Origin of the sequence: Agarivorans sp. DSG3-1 (assembly GCF_046774965.1) — a bacterium.
Lineage (GTDB): Bacteria > Pseudomonadota > Gammaproteobacteria > Enterobacterales > Celerinatantimonadaceae > Agarivorans.
On record NZ_CP177241.1, the window covers coordinates 4615180 to 4634045 of the forward strand.

At 44.2% G+C, this 18866-nt stretch carries 17 protein-coding genes; 10 read left to right on the forward strand and 7 right to left on the reverse strand.

The window, feature by feature from the left end:
• Positions 1–118: 118 nt before the first annotated feature.
• On the forward strand, positions 119–784 hold the full coding sequence (locus ACLD71_RS21470; RefSeq protein ID WP_411992040.1) for a trimeric intracellular cation channel family protein: 666 nt from the start codon (positions 119–121) through the stop codon (positions 782–784).
• Here the strand turns inward: ACLD71_RS21470 and ACLD71_RS21475 are convergent.
• Together ACLD71_RS21475 and ACLD71_RS21480 are read right to left on the reverse strand one after the other, a co-directional pair.
• Positions 781–1959, reverse strand: a complete 1179-nt coding sequence (locus ACLD71_RS21475; RefSeq protein WP_137671758.1) for a 3-phosphoglycerate dehydrogenase family protein — start codon at positions 1957–1959, stop codon at positions 781–783. The two genes, ACLD71_RS21470 and ACLD71_RS21475, sit on opposite strands and share 4 nt — an antisense overlap.
• Positions 1960–2040: 81 nt before the next feature.
• Positions 2041–3156, reverse strand: a complete 1116-nt coding sequence (locus ACLD71_RS21480) for a phosphoserine transaminase (protein ID WP_137671759.1) — start codon at positions 3154–3156, stop codon at positions 2041–2043.
• A 292-nt stretch (positions 3157–3448) separates the two neighbouring features.
• Here ACLD71_RS21480 and ACLD71_RS21485 point away from each other — a divergent pair, with 292 nt between their 5' ends.
• From ACLD71_RS21485 to glgC, 6 genes are all read left to right on the forward strand, one after another.
• Positions 3449–4000, forward strand: coding sequence for an NUDIX hydrolase (locus ACLD71_RS21485; protein WP_411992042.1), 552 nt, complete (start codon positions 3449–3451; stop codon positions 3998–4000).
• 103 nt (positions 4001–4103) lie between these two features.
• Complete coding sequence (locus tag ACLD71_RS21490; RefSeq protein ID WP_137671761.1) at positions 4104–5570, forward strand: multiheme c-type cytochrome; 1467 nt, start codon at positions 4104–4106, stop codon at positions 5568–5570.
• A gap of 49 nt (positions 5571–5619) precedes the next feature.
• Complete coding sequence (locus ACLD71_RS21495; RefSeq protein WP_137671762.1) at positions 5620–6186, forward strand: NapC/NirT family cytochrome c; 567 nt, start codon at positions 5620–5622, stop codon at positions 6184–6186.
• Between the two features lie 113 nt (positions 6187–6299).
• Complete coding sequence (locus ACLD71_RS21500) at positions 6300–6842, forward strand: acyl-CoA thioesterase (protein WP_137671763.1); 543 nt, start codon at positions 6300–6302, stop codon at positions 6840–6842.
• Between the two features lie 80 nt (positions 6843–6922).
• Positions 6923–7645, forward strand: a complete 723-nt coding sequence (locus ACLD71_RS21505; protein WP_411992044.1) for a hypothetical protein — start codon at positions 6923–6925, stop codon at positions 7643–7645.
• Positions 7646–7981: 336 nt separating this feature from the next.
• Positions 7982–9235, forward strand: a complete 1254-nt coding sequence (gene glgC, locus ACLD71_RS21510; protein WP_137671765.1) for a glucose-1-phosphate adenylyltransferase — start codon at positions 7982–7984, stop codon at positions 9233–9235.
• 41 nt (positions 9236–9276) lie between these two features.
• On the opposite strand, the gene ACLD71_RS21515 is transcribed toward glgC, so the two are convergent.
• Complete coding sequence (locus tag ACLD71_RS21515) at positions 9277–10521, reverse strand: EAL domain-containing protein (protein ID WP_411992046.1); 1245 nt, start codon at positions 10519–10521, stop codon at positions 9277–9279.
• 94 nt (positions 10522–10615) lie between these two features.
• Positions 10616–13297 (reverse strand): molybdopterin-dependent oxidoreductase, encoded by a 2682-nt coding sequence (locus ACLD71_RS21520; RefSeq protein WP_411992048.1) that lies wholly within the window; start codon positions 13295–13297, stop codon positions 10616–10618.
• 537 nt (positions 13298–13834) lie between these two features.
• Between ACLD71_RS21520 and ACLD71_RS21525 the strand changes: the two genes are divergently transcribed.
• Together ACLD71_RS21525 and ACLD71_RS21530 are read left to right on the forward strand one after the other, a co-directional pair.
• A complete protein-coding gene (locus ACLD71_RS21525) occupies positions 13835–14140 on the forward strand; it encodes a hypothetical protein (protein WP_411992050.1) in 306 nt (101 codons plus the stop codon).
• A gap of 110 nt (positions 14141–14250) precedes the next feature.
• Positions 14251–15666, forward strand: coding sequence for a PepSY-associated TM helix domain-containing protein (locus ACLD71_RS21530; RefSeq protein ID WP_411992052.1), 1416 nt, complete (start codon positions 14251–14253; stop codon positions 15664–15666).
• Between the two features lie 70 nt (positions 15667–15736).
• On the opposite strand, the gene ACLD71_RS21535 is transcribed toward ACLD71_RS21530, so the two are convergent.
• Positions 15737–16096, reverse strand: coding sequence for a hypothetical protein (locus ACLD71_RS21535; RefSeq protein ID WP_411992053.1), 360 nt, complete (start codon positions 16094–16096; stop codon positions 15737–15739).
• Positions 16097–16100: 4 nt separating this feature from the next.
• On the reverse strand, positions 16101–16871 hold the full coding sequence (locus ACLD71_RS21540) for a ribonuclease H family protein (RefSeq protein WP_137671771.1): 771 nt from the start codon (positions 16869–16871) through the stop codon (positions 16101–16103).
• Between the two features lie 244 nt (positions 16872–17115).
• On the opposite strand from ACLD71_RS21540, the gene ACLD71_RS21545 reads away from it, so the two are divergent.
• Positions 17116–18468, forward strand: a complete 1353-nt coding sequence (locus tag ACLD71_RS21545; RefSeq protein ID WP_411992056.1) for a diguanylate cyclase — start codon at positions 17116–17118, stop codon at positions 18466–18468.
• Positions 18469–18583: 115 nt separating this feature from the next.
• On the opposite strand, the gene ACLD71_RS21550 is transcribed toward ACLD71_RS21545, so the two are convergent.
• The gene (locus tag ACLD71_RS21550; RefSeq protein ID WP_303510788.1) at positions 18584–18823 is read right to left on the reverse strand and encodes a YdcH family protein; all 240 of its coding nucleotides are present in this window, start codon (positions 18821–18823) and stop codon (positions 18584–18586) included.
• Positions 18824–18866 lie beyond the last annotated feature (43 nt).

Below are 18866 nucleotides of genomic sequence, written 5' to 3' on the forward strand. Positions count from 1 at the left end.
GTCATCAGCTCTAATCTAATACGCTCAAAACAGCTAGGCTTCAATTGTTAAAAATCAAAGCCTAGTTGGCATTAGCTCACTATACTTTAGCGGTTTTTAACTGGCTTACGATTTCATAATGACTTTAGATTTTCACTCCACACTGTATCAATTTGGCTTAATTGCGGTTTTTGTATTTGCTTTAACGGGGGCTTTAGCCGCTGCCAAACGCGAGCTAGATATATTAGCCTTTGTATTTGTTGGTATCGTCACCGGCATTGGTGGCGGCACGATTCGAGACTTACTACTGCGTACAGACCACATTTTTTGGATAGCCGATCCAAGCTACCTAACCGTTTGCATTGTTGCCTCGGTAATGACTTACTTCTTTGCCCATTGGGTAATCAAAATTGACCGCATCTTGCTGTGGATGGACGGCGCAGGCATTGCATTGTTTGCAGTATTAGGCACTAGTAAAGCCTTAAGTTATGAGGTTGCGCCTTTGGTAGCGATATTGATGGGAGTGATTAGTTCAACCCTCGGCTCGGCCATTCGAGACTTAATGCTACAGACCAAGCTAGTGATATTTGAACCGGAAATTTATGTAACAGCCTGCCTGATAGGCAGTGTTAGTTATGTTGTGCTGGGGTATTTTGAAGTACCAGAGTTAACCAATATATTGCTATCAAGTGGAGCAGCCTTTTTGTTGCGCATTCTAGCCATTGAACTGGACTTAAGGTTTCCCAGTTTTACGCTATCGAAGCTGCAAAACCGGGAAATTCGTAAACAACAGCACAAGCCTTAAGCGTGCTCTCCAATCGCATTCACATGGAATACATGCTCTACGCCGGCAATGGCGTCTAACAAGCTTTGGGTGGCAGGCGTGGCAATATCCATCAAGGTATAAGCAATATCGTTGCGGCTCTTGTTCAACATGTCGATAACGTTAATATCCATGTCTGAGAGCAAAGCTAATACATTGCTGAGTACTTTGGGTACATTATCGTTAGCAAAAGCGATACGGAAGCCCTCAGTGCGGCTGAGCTTAATATTAGGAAAGTTTACAGAGTTGTGAATGTTGCCATTCTCTAGGAAATCAATAAGCTGCCTAGCCGCCATCACCGCGCAGTTTTGTTCTGCTTCGTTGGTACTAGCACCTAAGTGCGGCAGCATAAGTACTTGCGGATGATTCAACAAAGCAAGGCTTGGGAAGTCCGTTACATACTGCGCTAACTGCTGTTGCGACAAAGCGGTTAATAAGGCGTCTTCATCCACAATGCTACCGCGAGCAAAATTAAGTAACACTGCGCCACGTTTTAGCGACGCTAAGTTATCACTATTAATTAGCCCTGTTGTATTTTTGTTTGCAGGTACATGAATAGTGACGTAATCGCTCAGCGCTAATAAATCTTTTAATTCATCAGCACACTCAACATCTGATGACAAACGCCAAGCAGCTTGAACACTAAGTGCCGGATCAAAGCCGACAACCTTCATCCCTAAAGCTAAAGCAGCATGCGCAACTTCAGCGCCAATAGCCCCTAGGCCAATGACACCGAGGGTTTTCCCGGTTAGCTCAGAGCCCACAAAACGCTTCTTTTCACCTTCAACAGTCAGTTGCAAGGCACTGGCATCTAATTCGCTATCAAGGCTATTGATAAAACTAAGGCCCGATGCAATATTTCTAGCACTTAATAACATGCCACCCAACACCAACTCTTTAACAGCGTTAGCATTAGCACCTGGGGTATTAAAAACAACGATGCCCTGTTCGGAGCAACGCTGAATGGGAATATTGTTAACGCCCGCTCCGCAACGCGCCAAGGCTTTAACTTCTGTTGGAAAGTCATAGTCATGTAAATTAGCGCTGCGCAGCATAATAGCGTCTGGCGCAGCTTGGCCCTCGGCCACTTGGTAGCGCTCAGTAAAACACGCCAACCCTTGTTGGTGAATATTATTAATGGTCCGAATATTCGGCATACAGTTTCTCCCTAAACAACAAATCTTGTGTTTTCCGTGACAAACTGCAGCACGAAAATGTATTAATTTTTTACATTACGCTTATAAGCACACCTGCCGATAAGCCCACGCTAGCCATGGCATAAAGCGACTTAAATCTTCTTGCTCTACCGTAGCGCCACACCAAATACGCAAGCCCGCTGGCGCATCTCGATATGCCCCTATATCAAACGCCACCTGCTCTTGGTCGAGTAAAGCAATAATGCTTTTAACTTGATCGCTACTCGCCTTCAAGGTTAGACATACACTGGTATTAGATAAGATTTCGGGTTGTTGAGCTAAAAAGCTAATCCAGTCATTTTCGGCTACAAACTGCTTTATGACTTCGAGGTTTTGTTGGGATTTTTTGATGCTGGCACTGACTCCGCCGAGCGATTCCACCCACTGGAGGGCATCGACATAGTCCGCCACACATAACATCGACGGCGTGTTAATCGTTTCGCCTTTGAATATACCTTCAATGAGTTTCCCTCCCTGGGTTAATCGAAATACTTTTGGCATTGGCCAAGTAGGTTGATAACTTTCTAAGCGCTCAACTGCCCTAGGGCTGAGAATAATCACTCCGTGAGCCCCCTCTCCGCCTAAGGCTTTTTGCCAGCTATAAGTTACTACATCTAACTTTTCCCATGGCAATGGCATAGCAAATACCGCTGAGGTAGCATCACAAATTGTTAAGCCACTGCGCTGCGAATTGATCCAATCACCATTAGGCACAGCCACACCCGAGGTGGTGCCATTCCATGTAAAAATGCAATCGTTGTCAGGATTCGCTTGGTTCATATCTGGCAACTGACCATAGTCACTGCTGTAGTGATTAACCTGCTCCAACTTAAGTTGCTTGGTCACGTCGGTAAACCAACCTTTGCCAAACGATTCCCAGGAAAACAAATCTACCGCTTTCTCGCCCAACAGTGACCACATCACCATTTCCATTGCGCCAGTATCAGAACCGGGAACGATGCCTACACGGTAACCTTCTGGAAGGTCTAATAATTGATGAGTTAACTCAATGGCTTGAGCCAATTGTGCCTTACCAATCTTACTGCGGTGTGAACGCCCCAAAGCATCGTTGTTTAATTGTTCGAGCTGGTAGCCGGGTCGTTTAGCACAAGGCCCAGATGAAAAATTTGGGCAATTGGGTTTTAACTGCGGTTTCATTGACTATCCTTGTAGGTGAATGCCAGTGGCAATAATGAAAATAAGCTAAAGGCAGTATATGCCAGAGTTCACGGCTAGAAAATGACCTAGCACCAGTTTTACTGTCCGTCAAAAACTTCAATACAATCAATGGAAAACCAAACAAAAATCAGAAAGTTAAACGGTAAAAACCTTCATCTAATAAACCTTCTCACTGTTTTAAACGTAAAATTCACCAGATAAAACTTATCAAATAGACAGGGCTTTTCATCGCTAATAAAGCTCGCTACTATCAATCAAATTGTCTTAGAAAGTGAGTATTCACCTGCCTACTCCTCGTTTTTGCCCTCAGTGTGGCCAAACTAGCTTAAAACAGCGAGATGCTAAAAAGTGGGCTTGTCAGCAGTGTCAATTTAGCTATTTTCATAATATGGCTTCCACCGCGGGAGCACTGATCATTGTTGAGCAAGAGCTATTACTGGTAGAACGGGCGATTAATCCTAAAAAGGGATGTTGGGATTTACCGGGCGGTTTTGTTGAATACCATGAAAGCCTAGAGCAAGGTCTACAAAGAGAGCTAGAAGAAGAGCTAGGTTTACTCATTACCAGCCAACAACTGCAGTACTTTGGTTCTTATGCCAATCAATATCGCTATAACGAGGTGCTGTATCATACCTGCGATGCTTTCTTTATTTGCCAGTTAAGCCACAAACCTAATCTACACGCCAAAGACGATGTGGCCAGTTTGCAATGGCACTCTCTTAAAAAGCTGCCTTTTAACAACATTGCTTTTAGTTCAGTTAATCAAGGACTTAATGATTTAGTTAAAAACCGTCCGCAACAGCTTACAAATAATTCACATTAAATTGATTTAGATCGCCCTCCTTTATCCATATATCTACTAAGGTTAATTTGCTCAAAAAGCAAACAACAAGAACTTCTAGCAGGAAGCCACAGAGGGTACAAATATGGACAACCATCCCCGTAGTTCTAGTTTTATCACTGCCATTCTTACTTTGGCAGCAGCCTTGTGCTTGGTAATGTCATTTGCCACTAGCGCAGAACCTAAAGCCTTAGTGCTTAAACCATTTAAACAACTCAGTACGGAAAGCGCCGAATGTGCCGCTTGTCATAAAGAGAAAAATCCTTCCATTTACGCCCAGTGGGGGCGGTCTAAACACTATGGTGCTAATGTTGGCTGTTATGAATGCCACCAAGCGAGCCCTGAAGATAAAGACGCCATTACCCACGAAGGCCAGACCATTGCTGTTATTGTCTCACCTAAAGATTGCTCCACTTGCCACAATCAAGAAGTGGATGAATTTGCCAAAAGTCATCACGCTAAGGCAGCTCAAATTATCGGCTCTTTAGATAACTTCCTCGCAGAAGTGGTAGAAGGCGCACTCACCTTTAACGGCCAATCACCAGCTGCAGTAAATGGCTGCTGGCAGTGTCATGGTTCAGAAGTAAAAGTATTAGAAAACGGTGATTTAGATCCCACCACTTGGCCAAATACAGGGATTGGTCGAATTAACCCAGATGGCTCCTTAGGGGCTTGTACGGCATGTCACCAACGCCACGAGTTTTCCATGGAGCAAGCTCGCCGACCAGAAGCCTGTGGTAAATGTCACTTAGGCCCAGATCATCCACAAAAAGAAATCTATGAAGAATCGAAACACGGTATTAATTTCTACGCCAATGTAAATCGAATGAACTTAGACTCGGCCAAATGGATAGTGGGTGAAGACTACGACGCAGCGCCAACCTGCGCCACTTGTCATATGTCGGCAACCCGTGAGCTTCCAGTGACTCATGATGTAGGCGATAGAATATCTTGGACACTACGCCCAGCCATTTCTGAGAAGATTGACGCCAAAGCGAAAGCTCAAGGCAAGGAAGTTAAATCTTGGGAAGCCCGTCGTGGCGACATGATGAATGTATGTGAATCTTGCCATACCAAGTCGATGGTTGATAATTTCTACCAGCAGTTCGACTCATTAGTTAACTTATATAACGACAAATTTGCTCGCCCCGGTAAAGAGTTGATGGACATACTGAAGAGCGAGAAAATGCTTACCGAAACAGCCTTTGATGAAGAGATAGAGTGGACGTGGTTCTACCTATGGCACCACGAAGGTCGCCGCGCTCGCCACGGCGCAGCGATGCAAGCACCCGACTACGTTCAATGGCACGGTATGTTTGAAGTCGCAGAGCGTTTCTATATTGAACTGGTTCCTCAGTTCCTAGAAACAGTAGAAAAAGCAGAGCACGCAGGCAATACCGAAGGTGCAGAAAAAGCCCGTGCAATACTGGCAGAAATTCTCGACCGACCAGAGCACGCTTGGTTTAGCGGCAATGAGCCCGAAGAGGTGAAAAAAGCGCGTAAAGAAGCGCAAGCATCCTTTAAAGCTCGCTACTTGAGTGAAAGCAAATAGCCACTAGGGGGAGCAGCAATGCTCCCGCCTTATTAAAGAGGATGCTGATATGACAAATAAACAGCAGGCAACTCGGTGGCAACGGCTTTGGGCTTGGCTCAAAAAACCACTCATTATAGGCATACCCATTGGTGTATTTGTGTTGGTGCTGGGCTTGGCTTCAGTGCAAGGCAGCTTAGTATTATCTAGCACTAATGAGTTTTGTTTTAGCTGCCATTTAAAAATGGATACGATAGTGCAGGAGTACAAAGCATCAAGTCACTATGGGGACGGCAGCAATATCGCCGCTACTTGTGCAGATTGCCATGTACCCCACCCTTATTTTGAGATGCTCAAAGTTAAAATTGCCGCCACCGCAGACATTTACCACATGATGGTAGGCACCATTACCAAGGAAAACTTTGAGGAGCATAGGCCAGCACTTGCTGAGACGGTATGGCGAGATTTTCAAGCTAATGACTCAGCCAACTGCAGACATTGCCACCAGGGGGATAATTTTGATCTATCTACTCAGCCACAACGTGCTCGCTTAAACCACCAGCAAATTGCGGCACGTGGTGAAACCTGCGTAGACTGCCACCAAGGCTTAACCCATAAGCGTATTGTTATAGAATAACGCTATAAATATACTTAAGTCTTCCGAGCATCAGCTTGGAAGACTTTTCTTTCCCCCCTTTACTCATCCGACCTCGTGTGTTAAAAATTTGTAAAAAGCAAACTAAGTACCCAATGAATCACTATTTTCGCTTGTTAAGCATGTTTATCCGCCATTGGTTTGGCAGCAAAACCCATCAAGATCCTACCGACGACTTTGTTATTTCGCTACGTGCATTGCCCTTAGACTGTGATGCAAATATGCACCTCACTAACTCTCGCTACTTTAGCTTTGGGGACTTAGGTCGCATCGACATGATGCTCAAAACCAAGTTGGGATCAGTTGCCCTACAAAAACGTTGGCTAGGCGTGGTCAACGCGCAATCGGTCACCTATATTCGCCCAATTAAACCCATGAGCAAAATTGAGCTTCATAGCAAATTATTAGGTTGGGATGAGAAATATTGGTATTTTGAACATCGCTTTATTGCCAACAAAACCTTATATGCCAGCATACTGGTGCGCGGAGTATTTTTAAAAGGTAAAAAGCCAGTGCCAATGAGTGAATTACTCGGCTTGGTTGACTATACCGAGGCATCGCCAGAGCTGCCTTTGCGCGTGATTCACTGGAAGCAGCTGCTCTCAACTAAAAAACAAGAGTCACCCGCTTTAGCCTAAGAGGTTCTGCGACGCACAGAGTAAAATGAAAAAACCATCCTTTCTGCCATACTTGAGAAGGGATCGTTTTTGGATTTGCTATGTTGCCACTCAATATCATTCTCACCTTAGCGTTCATTCTCAGCAGCGGCTTACTGAGTGGCACTTTACAAGCTAAAACGATTACTCTCGCCACAAGCAAATCGATCCCACCTTACATCATTAAAAATAGCCAATCAGGCATTCAACTAGACATCATCAAACAGGCTTTTGAGTTAGCCGGACATCAGGTCGATCAGGTTATTTTCACCTCAAATATTCGCGCCGAAAAGATGCTTAAACAACAAGCGGTTGATGCCATTGTTAACGCCCCCAATACTGTTCAACATAGTTTTCTCTCCGACCCCGTCATCTTTTATCACAACGTAGCAATTAGCCTGAGTAGCCAAGATGTAGATTTACAACAGATTAGTCAGCTTGCTAAGTACAAACTACTGGCTTTTCAAAATGCAAAGAAGTACTTAGGCGAGCAATATGCTAACGCAGTTGCCCACGCTAAGTCCTATACAGAAGTGGCTAACCAATATGCTCAACTAGAACGTTTATATCGCGGTCAAGTTGATGTAATCATTATGGATAAACGCATATTCGCTTACTTAAATAAGCAACGATTAAAGGAAAAAAAAACCGTTGAAGAGGTTCGCTTTCATACTATTTTTGAACCCTCCCCTCGCTTACTAGGTTTTCATCAAGCAGCGTTACGCGACCAGTTTAATCTTGGTTTAAAGCGACTCAATGATCAGCGAGTTAAAGACTCCGAGTGAGCGATAGCAATAGCCAAACTGGCTAAACCAGTGAAAATATCGCTTTGGTATTACAATTAGAAAAAAGCGTTTGTTTTTTACAGTTTACATGCTGATTTCCAACCTTATTGCGCACAACAAAAAATCAACAGTTTATTAACCACACAAGCTTAAACTAGCAACACCGTCTGTGTTATTAAGGCTTAAAGACATGTATCAGATCACTTTATAGAAATATCATCTTTATTTTAGTTAACTAATAAAAGAAAAGGGTCAAAACTGTCATAAATGACAGTTACATTCAGCATGAAAGCGCTATCATAGTAATTCAATCACGCCCATGAGGAAATTTTCGATATGTCCGAAAACCGCTATTCCCATACTTCTAGTAACCGCTTAGTTCGACGTTCTGTTGCTTTGGTTCTTGCTGGAGGTAAAGGCACTCGTTTAAAAGAACTCACCAACAAAGTTGCCAAGCCAGCTGTATCTTTTGGCGGCAAGTACCGCATTATTGATTTCACCTTATCTAACTGCATCAACTCGGGAGTACGAAATATTGGAGTACTCACTCAATATATGGCTCACGACTTGATCATGCATCTTCAATCTGGTTGGCAAATTCTCAATCCTGCACTTAATGAGCGTGTATCCATTATTCCTGCTCAGCAGCGTACTGGAGAAAACTGGTATCGCGGCACCGCCGATGCGGTATATCAAAACCTCGACATTATTGACCATGAGCACTATGACCGAGTATTGATTCTAGGCGGCGACCATATCTACAAAATGGACTACTCACGCATGATTAACTTTCATGCTGAAAACGGCGCAGATGTAACGGTGGCCTGTATTCGCAAACCACTTTCTCAAGCGTCTTCATTTGGCGTAATGGGTCTAGATAGCGAAGGACAAATTGTTGATTTTGAGGAAAAGCCTGAAAATCCCAAATCAGACCCTCACAATCCTGAGCTGGCGCTAGTGTCTATGGGCGTTTATATCTTCAACATGGACGTATTAGACGATGAACTGCGTCAAGGCTTGCTAACCCCTGGCTACTCTCATGATTTTGGTCACAACGTTATTCCAAACATGATTAAGAACCGTAAAGTTTATGGTTATGTATTTGCAGATAAAGGCCACCCAGGCCGCACCGCTTACTGGCGTGATGTAGGTGATATCGACGAATACTTTGCTGCAAATATGGATTTAGTCGACCCTGATCCTGAGCTTGATTTATACGACCGCGACTGGCCAATCATCACCGATCAAAAACAGCGTCCGGGTGCAAAGTTTGTATTTAACGAAGATGATCGCCGTGGTTACGCTACAGATTCGCTATTATCGGCGGGTACCATTGTTTCTGGAGCTAAGGTAAATCGTTCGTTGCTCTCGCTAGACGTGCGAGTGGAAGAACATACCGAACTTGACCAAGTGATCGCTCTCAATGGTTGTAGCATTGGTAAAAACTGTAAAATTCGCAAAGCAATTATTGCTGAAGACTGCGTAGTGCCAGACGGCACTGTGATTGGTTACAACGAAGAAGAAGACCGCCGCCGTTTCACCGTCTCTAAGGGCGGGGTAATACTCGTTGCTTGTGAAATGCTAAAATAAATTATTCCGCACTAGCAAACCATTACGTTTGCTAGTGCTGTTTATTCGACAAATAAAGTGTCGTCTTCTACCTTACAGTCCACCAACAGTACCACGTCATTACTTAAGTAAGTGCTAAAGGTTTTACACATTATATGGCTGCTTGAGTCTCGGTAAATTTTCGATAGTATTAACTGCTGAGGTTTTACCGCATCCAACGCCACCAAAGCATGAAAGTAAGGCCTGAAACTCCAATTAAAACCTACAAATTGCTCATCTTCAGTAATACCTTGCTGATTGACATCGAAGTTAGGCGAAATTTGGGTACCGTCGGTTTTACAAAGAAAGTACCTAAGAATACCCGCTTGCATCAATTGTGCTGCTAAGCTCACCGTAGATTGCAATTGTTGCAGGGAGTGTTTCAAAGCTAGCACACTGGTTTTTACTTCGGCATTGTGCCTAACGGTTTCCAGCGTTTTCAGACTCTTTCGGTCTAAATAACTCGCGAGTAAGTCTTTTACTTTGTCTTGGCTAAGATCTGGGGCTAGAAAATTAAGATCAGCTTTATGGAACAACCAACCTTGCATGTATTTAGCACCACATTCTACGCCAAAGTGAAACTCTTGCTCAGTTTCTACGCCTTCACAAATTAGCTCACATCCAGCGCGCTGCGCCAAATCAGAAACCGACAATACCACATCGGCGGGCAAGCCTCCTCGAGTGGCATTTTTAAACAAACGCATGTCTAATTTAATAATGTCTGGTTCTAAAGCAATAATACGGTCTAACTGTGACGCGCCGGCACCAAAGTCATCAATGGCCACTTTCAAGCCCGCTTGATGATAAGCCTTCACTACTCGCTTTAAATTATCCACGTTACCGCTAGCTTCAGTAATTTCGATCACTACGCGAGCAGGGTCAATACCTATTTCATCTATCATTGAAATGGTGGGGGTGCACAGTTTGCTACTCAGCATATCGACCCAGTCGGGCACAATGTTAATGGTGAGGAAACCGTCCTGCACCGAGTTAGCAAATTGCTCTAAGGCATTTTTTCGAATGGAGCGGTCAAGATCTCGGCGATTACTCAAGGAATACTGGCTGTTAATAAAAATCTCACCGGCACTCACTACCTTGCCATTTTTGTTATGTGTTCTGGCTAGCGCCTCGTAACCGGCAATTTTACCAGTAGGCAAAAACACAATCGGTTGAAAATGCGGGTAGTAATGGTGCGGATTTAACAGCGGACGGTCTTCGGCTTTTATCGCCGATTTGATACTCACAACCTTATGACTAATATTGTCCAATACCCTCATCCTTGAAGTGTTGAGAAAAAGCTATCGCAAAAAATAAGCGCAAACCGTAGCGACAATTTGCGCTTATTTATGAATAGCTTAGTCGCTACTCCACGGTAACTGTTTTTATCATACGTTTGATTTCTGGTACACATGATCCACAATTAGTACCCGCCTTGCAATGGCTACCCACCTGGTCGGCGCTCTCGCAAGCATGTTCGGTAATCACATCGGCAATAGTTTGCTCGCGCACTTGATGACAAGAACAAACTATTTTACCCAAATCAGGAGCTGGACTAGTGCCCGCTAATACGCCTCGGCGAATATTGTCCGACATAGGTTGTTGTAGTAATGATTCTAACCAAGAACTGGCATTTAGCTGGCCCTTGGCAGTAACACTAAAACTTGAGAACAGCTCACCTTCAATCACTAAGGCTGAACGGTAACGTTGTTGCTCGGTATCAGCAAAATCGAGGCTTTGCAGCTTGCTATTGGTGAGCAAAAACTGCTTCAATTTACTGGCTAACTCCACCGCTTGGCTAGTATCGGCAATACGGTATAAATAGCCATCGCCCAAGCCTTGTTTTACCCAATAGTCTGCGGGTAAATCTTGGCATTGCAGCTTTGTTAATGGAGTTGCCGTTAGTAATACGGCTTCACTGACATAGTCCCACGAGCTTAATTTTACGGGTGTATGTTTCGACTCAGGCTGACCAGAAATGGGGTCAACTGAGCTATCAACCACTTGGCTAACTAAGCCATCACTGGAGTATTGTGCGTTCCAATGAATAGGCATGAATAAGTGCCCAGGTTTTTGCCCTTCACTAATACTTAAACGTACTTTAAGCGCCCCCACTTGGCTGGTTAGGCTCACTACGTCACCATCACATAAACCTTGGTTAGCAGCATCTTGTGGGTGAACCTCTAACAACGGTTCTGAAGCGTGACTGCTTAACTGCGGTGCCAAACCTGTGCGTGTCATGGTATGCCATTGATCGCGCACACGGCCGGTATTTAGTACCAGCGGGAACGCTTGGCTCAATGGCTGCTGAGTGGTTTGGTTAGTTACCGCAATAAGTTGCGCTTTGCCAGAATCAGTCGAGAAGCGGCCGTCGCTAAACAAACTGCGGTTAGCGGCTTTTTTATCTGTGGTAATAGGCCAACGTTGTGGCTCTATTTCATCAAAGGCCTGTTGATCTTTACCACTCAAACCACTGATATTGAATTTTCGTTTACTGTCATCGGCTAATACCCCCGATAAGGCTGCATGCTCACTAAAAATGTCAGCAGAGCTTTGAAAGTCAAAAGCTTGCGCAAAGCCCATTTTTTTAGCCACTTGGCTCAGCAAATACCAATCGGGCTTAGTATCACCCTCGGTCTTAACAAACGCACGTTGGCGAGAAATCATCCGCTCAGAATTGGTTACCGTGCCATCACGCTCCCCCCAACCTGCTGCAGGTAAAAGAACATCGGCGTAACGCGTGGTATCTGTTTCAGCAATACAATCTGACACGACAACTAAGGGACAATTGAGTAAGGCTTCTCTCACCTTTGCCGACTCAGGCAAGCTTACCGCTGGGTTAGTCCCCATTATCCATATTGCTTTAATCTCACCACTGCCCACTTTTTCAAAGAGGTCTATCGCTTTATGACCTGGCTTTTGGCTAAGAGTATCGGTTTTCCAAAACTGCGATAACGCCGCCAAATGCTCTGGCACATAATCTAAATGCCCTGCTAATAAATTAGACAGCGCACCAACTTCGCGCCCTCCCATGGCATTGGGCTGGCCCGTAATAGAGAATGCACTAGCACCCAACTTACCTATTTTTCCGGTTGCTAAGTGGTTGTTAATAATCGCGTTAACTTTATCTACGCCTTGGCTACTTTGATTCACCCCTTGGCTAAATACCGTTACACAGCGTTGATTGTCGGCAAACAACTGGAAAAAACGCAGTAGAGCCTCGGGCTCAACACCGCACGTTTTTGCTAGTGCTGGTAAATCACCTGCATCTTCTACCGCACTCGCTACTGCATTTTCAAAACCCTCGGTAAACTGGCCAATGTATTCGGCATCCAGTTTTCCGTGCTCACTCAAATATGCGAGCAAACCATTAAACAAAGCGACATCAGTGCCGCCATTTAAGGGAAGATGTAAATCGGCAATGTCACAACTGTCGGTACGACGCGGATCGATCACCACCATCTTTAAGTTGGGGTTTGCTTGCTTAGCGCGCTTTAAACGCTGATAAACGATGGGATGACACCAAGCAAGATTAGACCCCACTAAGGTCACTAATTCAGCATGCTCTAAGTCTTCATAACTTCCTGGAACAATGTCTTCACCAAAAGCACGTTTGTGGCCAGCCACCGCTGAAGACATACATAACCGAGAGTTAGAATCGATATTTGAGCTACCGATAAAGCCTTTAATCAGCTTATTGGCAACATAGTAGTCTTCGGTTAACAATTGGCCGGATACATAAAAGGCCACAGATTCAGAACCATGTTCGGCAAGAGTTTGGCTTAGGCGAGAGGCCACATAACTTAGCGCCTTATCTAGGGGCTCTTTATGACCTTTAATGTAAGCGCTTTGCAAGCGCCCTTCTTTAATCACTGTTTCGCCTAAAGCCGAGCCTTTTGAACAAAGCAAACCACTGTTTGCGGGGTGGGCTTGGTCGCCTCTCACTTCAACCGTTCCGTTATTCGCTACCTTCGCTTCTACGCCACACCCGGTGCCACAATATGGGCAGGTGGTTTTAATCCATTGTTGAGATTGCTGTTGAGACACGCTGTATACTCCTCACCGTATTCATTCGCGAGTCGATGCTCTTCGCCCGCGTTTTATAAGGAATACATAGCAAGAGATGAACCAACAAAAAGCGCTAAAAAACCTATTACTTAAGGAGTAGAAAAAGCAGATATTGGCGCTAAAACCCCCTCAAAAAAACAGTCTGAGATAAACCTTGCACTCGATTGGTGCGAAACATCCCGAATTTGAGCCTTCTTGAATGTGCTAGCAAACCCGCTTTACCAACTAAAGATCTGTAAAATAGGCCTACATTTACGTTGCTCGGCTTTCTCGCACACCACCTCCATACTCTTGCTGCATGCCGCTTAGTGACTTCTACTCACCTTTTTGACAATTTTATTGCGACATCTGCTTGCAAATAAGCAAATGTTAAATAAGATCACCAATTAAGTTAACGACAGTATTCTAGCAAGTGCTGAATTTGCTGCACCTCAGGGATGAGCCAACATAAAACGTACAAATATTAAACATTGGGTACTATCAGCCTGGTTATGCAGTTGGCTGTTGATTACCCTTATGCCAGTGATTAACGCGCACAGCTCTAGTGCTGGCGTTTGGCAGTCTATTTGTACTTTAGGTGGCTTTAAACTGGTTCAAGTAGAAGGTGCCAGCGACAACTCACCGCATTCCTCAAAAGGCAACCATTGTTCTATAAGTCAGTTCAGCACCGTTGGTCACTCGGCGTTTACCCATTCGCTGTATCAACTGCTTGCTTTAGTGGCTATTACCCCAAGCTATTGGCTGGAAACCAGTAATACCCGTTACCTAGTGCAAAGCCCACGCTCACCTCCCACAACATTCTTTACTGATACTTTTTTCTAAGCCAATTTAGTCACTAATAAGTAATCTGAATAGTGTGTATTTGCGCCTTTATTTATAACAAATCGAAGGTGTAAGCAGGCTATTTAGCAGCTATGTAAAGGATAAATGTCATGTTAAGCAAACCTGCTGTACAGACTGAAACACCTCTAAAAACAACAACTAAAAACCCGAAGTTATTTTATTTTGTGGCCTGGCGCTGGCATTTTTACGCCGGCCTATTTGTGGTGCCATTTCTAATTGTGCTATCGCTAACTGGGTTAGTCATGCTTTACGACGATGCCATTGAACAAGCTGAATACTCGCAAATTATAAATATCGAACCTCAAACAACGCCGCTGGCCCCTTCTGTACAATTGGCTGCAGTAGCAGCGCAATATCCCAATACACAAGTAAAACAATACCTCACTCCACCCGCCGCAGATAAAGCCAGCCGTTTTGCCATTTCAAACCAAAGTGATGCGGCTTTATTTATCACCGTTAATCCCTATACCGCAGAGGTATTAGGCGAAATAAATCGAGATGAAAGCTGGTACAGCCTAGCCAACGACATTCATGGCACTTTACTCATCGGTGATACAGGAGACAGGCTAATTGAAATAGCTGCCAGCCTAAGCATTGTATTGCTAATCACCGGCTTATATCTTTGGTGGCCAAGAGACAAAGCCAGTAAAGCGGGCTTTCTAAAAATTCGTTTCAATAGCGGGAAAAGGCTATTGTGGCGTGATTTACATGCCAACATTGGTGTTATTACAGGTATATTTTTGCTGCTATTTTTGGTGTCTGGCTTATCTTGGGCCGGCATTTGGGGCGGTAAATTCGTACAACCGTGGAACAGTTTTCCTGCAGAAAAGTGGGACAATGTGCCGCTATCTGAGGTAGACCACAGCAGCATGAATCACAGCCAAAGCAAAGAGGTAGCTTGGAACTTAGAGCAAACCCCAATGCCCAACTCGAAGGCGCAGCTCAATACGCTACATGCCGCTAACTCATGGAATATCGATCAGGTGGTAAACTTTGCTTTAACCAATGGATTTAGCCGATTCAGAGTTAACTTTCCTAGCTCTGAGACAGGTGTTTTTACCGTTTCGGCCAATACCATGAGTGGTGATATAAGCGATGCCACCCAAGATAGAACCACCCATATAGACCAATACAGCGGTGAAGTTCTGGCTGAAGCTGCCTGGCCCGACTACAGCCTAATGGCTAAGTTTATGGCTGCTGGCATTGCGCTTCACCAAGGTGATATGGGGCTAGCAAATGTTATTGCCAACACTTTACTATGTGTAGCCTTTGTCTTTATTGCGATATCTGGGGTGGTGATGTGGTGGTTACGCAGGCCTAAAGGGGCGTTGAATCTTGCTGCACCACCACTGCCACAAAACCTGCCATTATGGAAATCTGCCAGCCTAGTAATGATTGCAGTATCGCTCATGTTCCCCTTAGCAGGCATCAGTTTGCTTAGCGTACTGCTGTTAGATTTTATCTTACTATCTCGTGTACCAGTGCTGAAACGGTTAACAGATTAGGTAAATTAAAGACATAAAAAAGCCAGAGTGAACCGTTGTTCGCTCTGGCTTTTAAGCTCTCATGTATCACTCACTCATTAGCAGGGGTGAAGTAAGTTTTTATCCATTCATAAAAAACCGCTTCAGACAGTTCAGCGTTAGCCAAACTTATAAACTCACCATCTGGTTCTTGGTCTTTATAAGAGAACTGATAAGACACTTGCTCGGGATCTTGGTCATGTAAAACCACAATAATTCGTTTGCCTGATTTTAAGCAATCAATGGTCATAATATCTGCTGGCACGCCATTTTTTCGCATGTTACGGCTTATGCCAATCACCGGATCAATATCTTTAAAATCTTGCTGAATACGGAAATGCGCCAAGTTAGCCACATCAGAAAGGCTGACTAAACGTTGCTCGCTGAGCGATTTTGCTTGCGTGTTTTCCATTACATCACCCCGCGCGCAAAGCTAAAATAGCCTTTAAATCAATGGGCTGAGGGTAAGCACAAAACTGCGGGTCTTTCTCGGCGATAGCATGAATCGACATACGGTCGGCCAATTCATTCCCTTCGACCCCCACGTGACCATTAACATGTAACACTTGGATCTTGTCTTTTAGCTCTTGGTGGCGTTCAAACATTTCTTGAATAAGCGCTAAGTTCTTAATTTCACCTGAAGCTTTTTTCCATCCCTTCTTCTTCCAGCCTGCCGCCCATTGGGTGACGCACTGAATCGAATATTTAGAATCACATAAAATAGCCACTCGGTTACCATTGGCCAATTCTTGTTTGGCCATGATTAATGCTTGGTTTAAGGCATTTAACTCAGCAGTATTATTGGTCCCCATCGGGTTATACAAACCGTACCACAGCTCAGCCACTTTATTGTTCCGATACAAAGCAATGCCCGATCCCGCTTTACCTGGGTTAGGCTCACAGCCGCCATCAGTAAATATTTTCACTTCAGCCGCAAGTTTATCTATCTCGGCTGCAGTATAGGTTTTAACGGTTTGCCCGGCGCTACGTTTTCTTGCTGGCGCAGCGGCTCCTGAGCTACCACTAGTACTGGCTTTGCCACCAAACGCCGCTTCTGCTTCAGCTTTCGTAGGAAAGGATTTATATCTCGCGCCTGCAAACTTATCGATTTGTCGTTTACAGGTAGGCCAATCGGTAAATATGCCGGTTTCGCGACCCTGCCACACTACGTAATACTTTTTAGCCATGACGAACTCTTTTGATTATTTGCTGGCTAATATACCGAGCAAACGCAGCGCAGGAAACGATTAAGTGACAATACACAGCTCTGCATTGCGCTATTTAGCTCACTATGCTGCTAATTTGAGCAACAAAGTGATCTGCTTAGAGTTAAACATCACAAACTCTATATTTACTTAAGCCCGTTTATAAACAAGCAGTTTCCTTAGGCTAAAGTATAAACATCTTAAGCAACCCATAGAGCAACATGCAGTGTTTGTAGGCTTACAAAAGAAAGCTAATTTAGTCTTTATTTTATCGTCTATTTTATTTTTTAGCGCAGCCATTGCGGGCACTCAATTCGCCACTCAATATTTTGTGGCTCATGAATCTAAAAAAGTAGAGGCGGTGCTCAGCAAAAACTTAGCACTTGTTCGTTCAAAATTTGAAGCCAACATCTTTCAAGATACCTATTTAGCCGACAGCCTTGCCACTGTAGTTACCATAGACCCTGACCTAGCCACTAATCACTGGAAAACCATTGCCCAAAAGTTACTCAACAAAGCCAACTTTGTAAGAAATGTAGGCATTGCTCCTAACAATATTATCTCTATGGTTTACCCACTTGACGGCAACGAAGGCGCCATTGGGCTTGATTTTAGAACCAAGCCAGAACAGCTAAAAAGCGTATTAAAAGCCAAACAAATGAAGCAGGTTTATATCGCAGGTCCCCTGCCGTTGGTGCAGGGAGGAATTGGCTTAATTGCGCGCTATCCTATTTTTTCGGATTACCCAGTGAACAAACAGTACTGGGGAGGCGTGAGTGTTGTGATGGATTACCAGAAAATGATCAGTGATACCGGCTTAGACACATTTGACGGCGCCAGTATTTCTCTGAGAAAACACACCATCGACGGCGCAGCAGGCGAGGTTTTTTATGGTGAAGAGTCAACCTTCTCACAAGCAGATGTAGAGCACATCATTCGCTTACCCTCGGGCAGTTGGTTAATGGCTGCCAAATTCAATATTGATGAGCTTAAGCACATTCAAGAAACCAAAGATCTATCCAACGCTATTGGCGGCATTGCCACACTGCTGGTTTACTTAATGCTGGTATTGCACTTTTTGCATTATAAACAAGTTCATAAAGCCTCTTTGTTAGACGAACTCACCCAACTGCCTAACCGGCGTTACGTGCTCAACTTACTGGACGAGCTCACTACAAAAAGCATGGTGCGCAACAACTTTGCGCTACTCAACATAGATCTAAATGGGTTTAAGCGGGTAAACGACAGTATTGGACACCAAGCGGGTGACGAATTGTTAAAGCATGTCTCTGCTCAACTTATTGCAAATGTTCGCGGCTCGGATACCGTTGCACGATTTGGCGGAGATGAGTTTGTAGTTGTACTGCGTGGCATAACCAATGACGCCAGCGCGAAGAAGATCATCAGCAAAATTCAACAAGCAGTAGAAGCCAGTGACTTGCTTTGGTACGAACAGCGTATTTCACCGTCTTTAAGCGTTGGCTTTACCTTGTATCAAGGCCAAGAAACCAATGTAAAACAACTCCTATCAGACGCTGACAAAAGCATGTATCAACAAAAAAGAGGATTGAAAGAATAAACCAAGGTGGGAATGTTTATCACAGCAAATAGGCCAAGGGCCGACAGTACTTTAGGCATAACCAGCTATCAAGCTATCAAGCTATTAAAGATACCATCGACCCACTGTTAGCTACTCAGGCACTTTTCAACCGTTGGTAAAGCGCATCTTTTAATACTGACCGGTCATGTTTTAGCTTATGCATTGCTTCATCATCAATCGGCCCACCTTGCAGCTCAAGCACTCTAATTTCTTTATCTAAGGTATTGTAATGCTTAGTATCTTTAGCAAAACCAGCGTCACTTTTTACCAAAGCAGTAATCGTATCTAAAAACTCAGGGAACTCGTTCACTAAGGAATGATCTTCACCTAACATAAAAACTCCTTTCAAATTAAGGCCACAGAAACTAAAAGCTTAG

Coding starts and splice junctions, on each gene's coding strand:
- ACLD71_RS21530 (WP_411992052.1), top strand. CDS start 14,251: ATGTTAAGCAAACCTGCTGTACAGACTGAAACACCTCTAAAAACAACA.
- ACLD71_RS21540 (WP_137671771.1), bottom strand. CDS start 16,871: ATGGCTAAAAAGTATTACGTAGTGTGGCAGGGTCGCGAAACCGGCATA.
- ACLD71_RS21550 (WP_303510788.1), bottom strand. CDS start 18,823: ATGTTAGGTGAAGATCATTCCTTAGTGAACGAGTTCCCTGAGTTTTTA.
- ACLD71_RS21480 (WP_137671759.1), bottom strand. CDS start 3,156: ATGAAACCGCAGTTAAAACCCAATTGCCCAAATTTTTCATCTGGGCCT.
- ACLD71_RS21495 (WP_137671762.1), top strand. CDS start 5,620: ATGACAAATAAACAGCAGGCAACTCGGTGGCAACGGCTTTGGGCTTGG.
- ACLD71_RS21490 (WP_137671761.1), top strand. CDS start 4,104: ATGGACAACCATCCCCGTAGTTCTAGTTTTATCACTGCCATTCTTACT.
- ACLD71_RS21470 (WP_411992040.1), top strand. CDS start 119: ATGACTTTAGATTTTCACTCCACACTGTATCAATTTGGCTTAATTGCG.
- ACLD71_RS21505 (WP_411992044.1), top strand. CDS start 6,923: ATGTTGCCACTCAATATCATTCTCACCTTAGCGTTCATTCTCAGCAGC.
- ACLD71_RS21535 (WP_411992053.1), bottom strand. CDS start 16,096: ATGGAAAACACGCAAGCAAAATCGCTCAGCGAGCAACGTTTAGTCAGC.
- ACLD71_RS21500 (WP_137671763.1), top strand. CDS start 6,300: ATGAATCACTATTTTCGCTTGTTAAGCATGTTTATCCGCCATTGGTTT.
- ACLD71_RS21475 (WP_137671758.1), bottom strand. CDS start 1,959: ATGCCGAATATTCGGACCATTAATAATATTCACCAACAAGGGTTGGCG.
- ACLD71_RS21525 (WP_411992050.1), top strand. CDS start 13,835: ATGCCAGTGATTAACGCGCACAGCTCTAGTGCTGGCGTTTGGCAGTCT.
- glgC (WP_137671765.1), top strand. CDS start 7,982: ATGTCCGAAAACCGCTATTCCCATACTTCTAGTAACCGCTTAGTTCGA.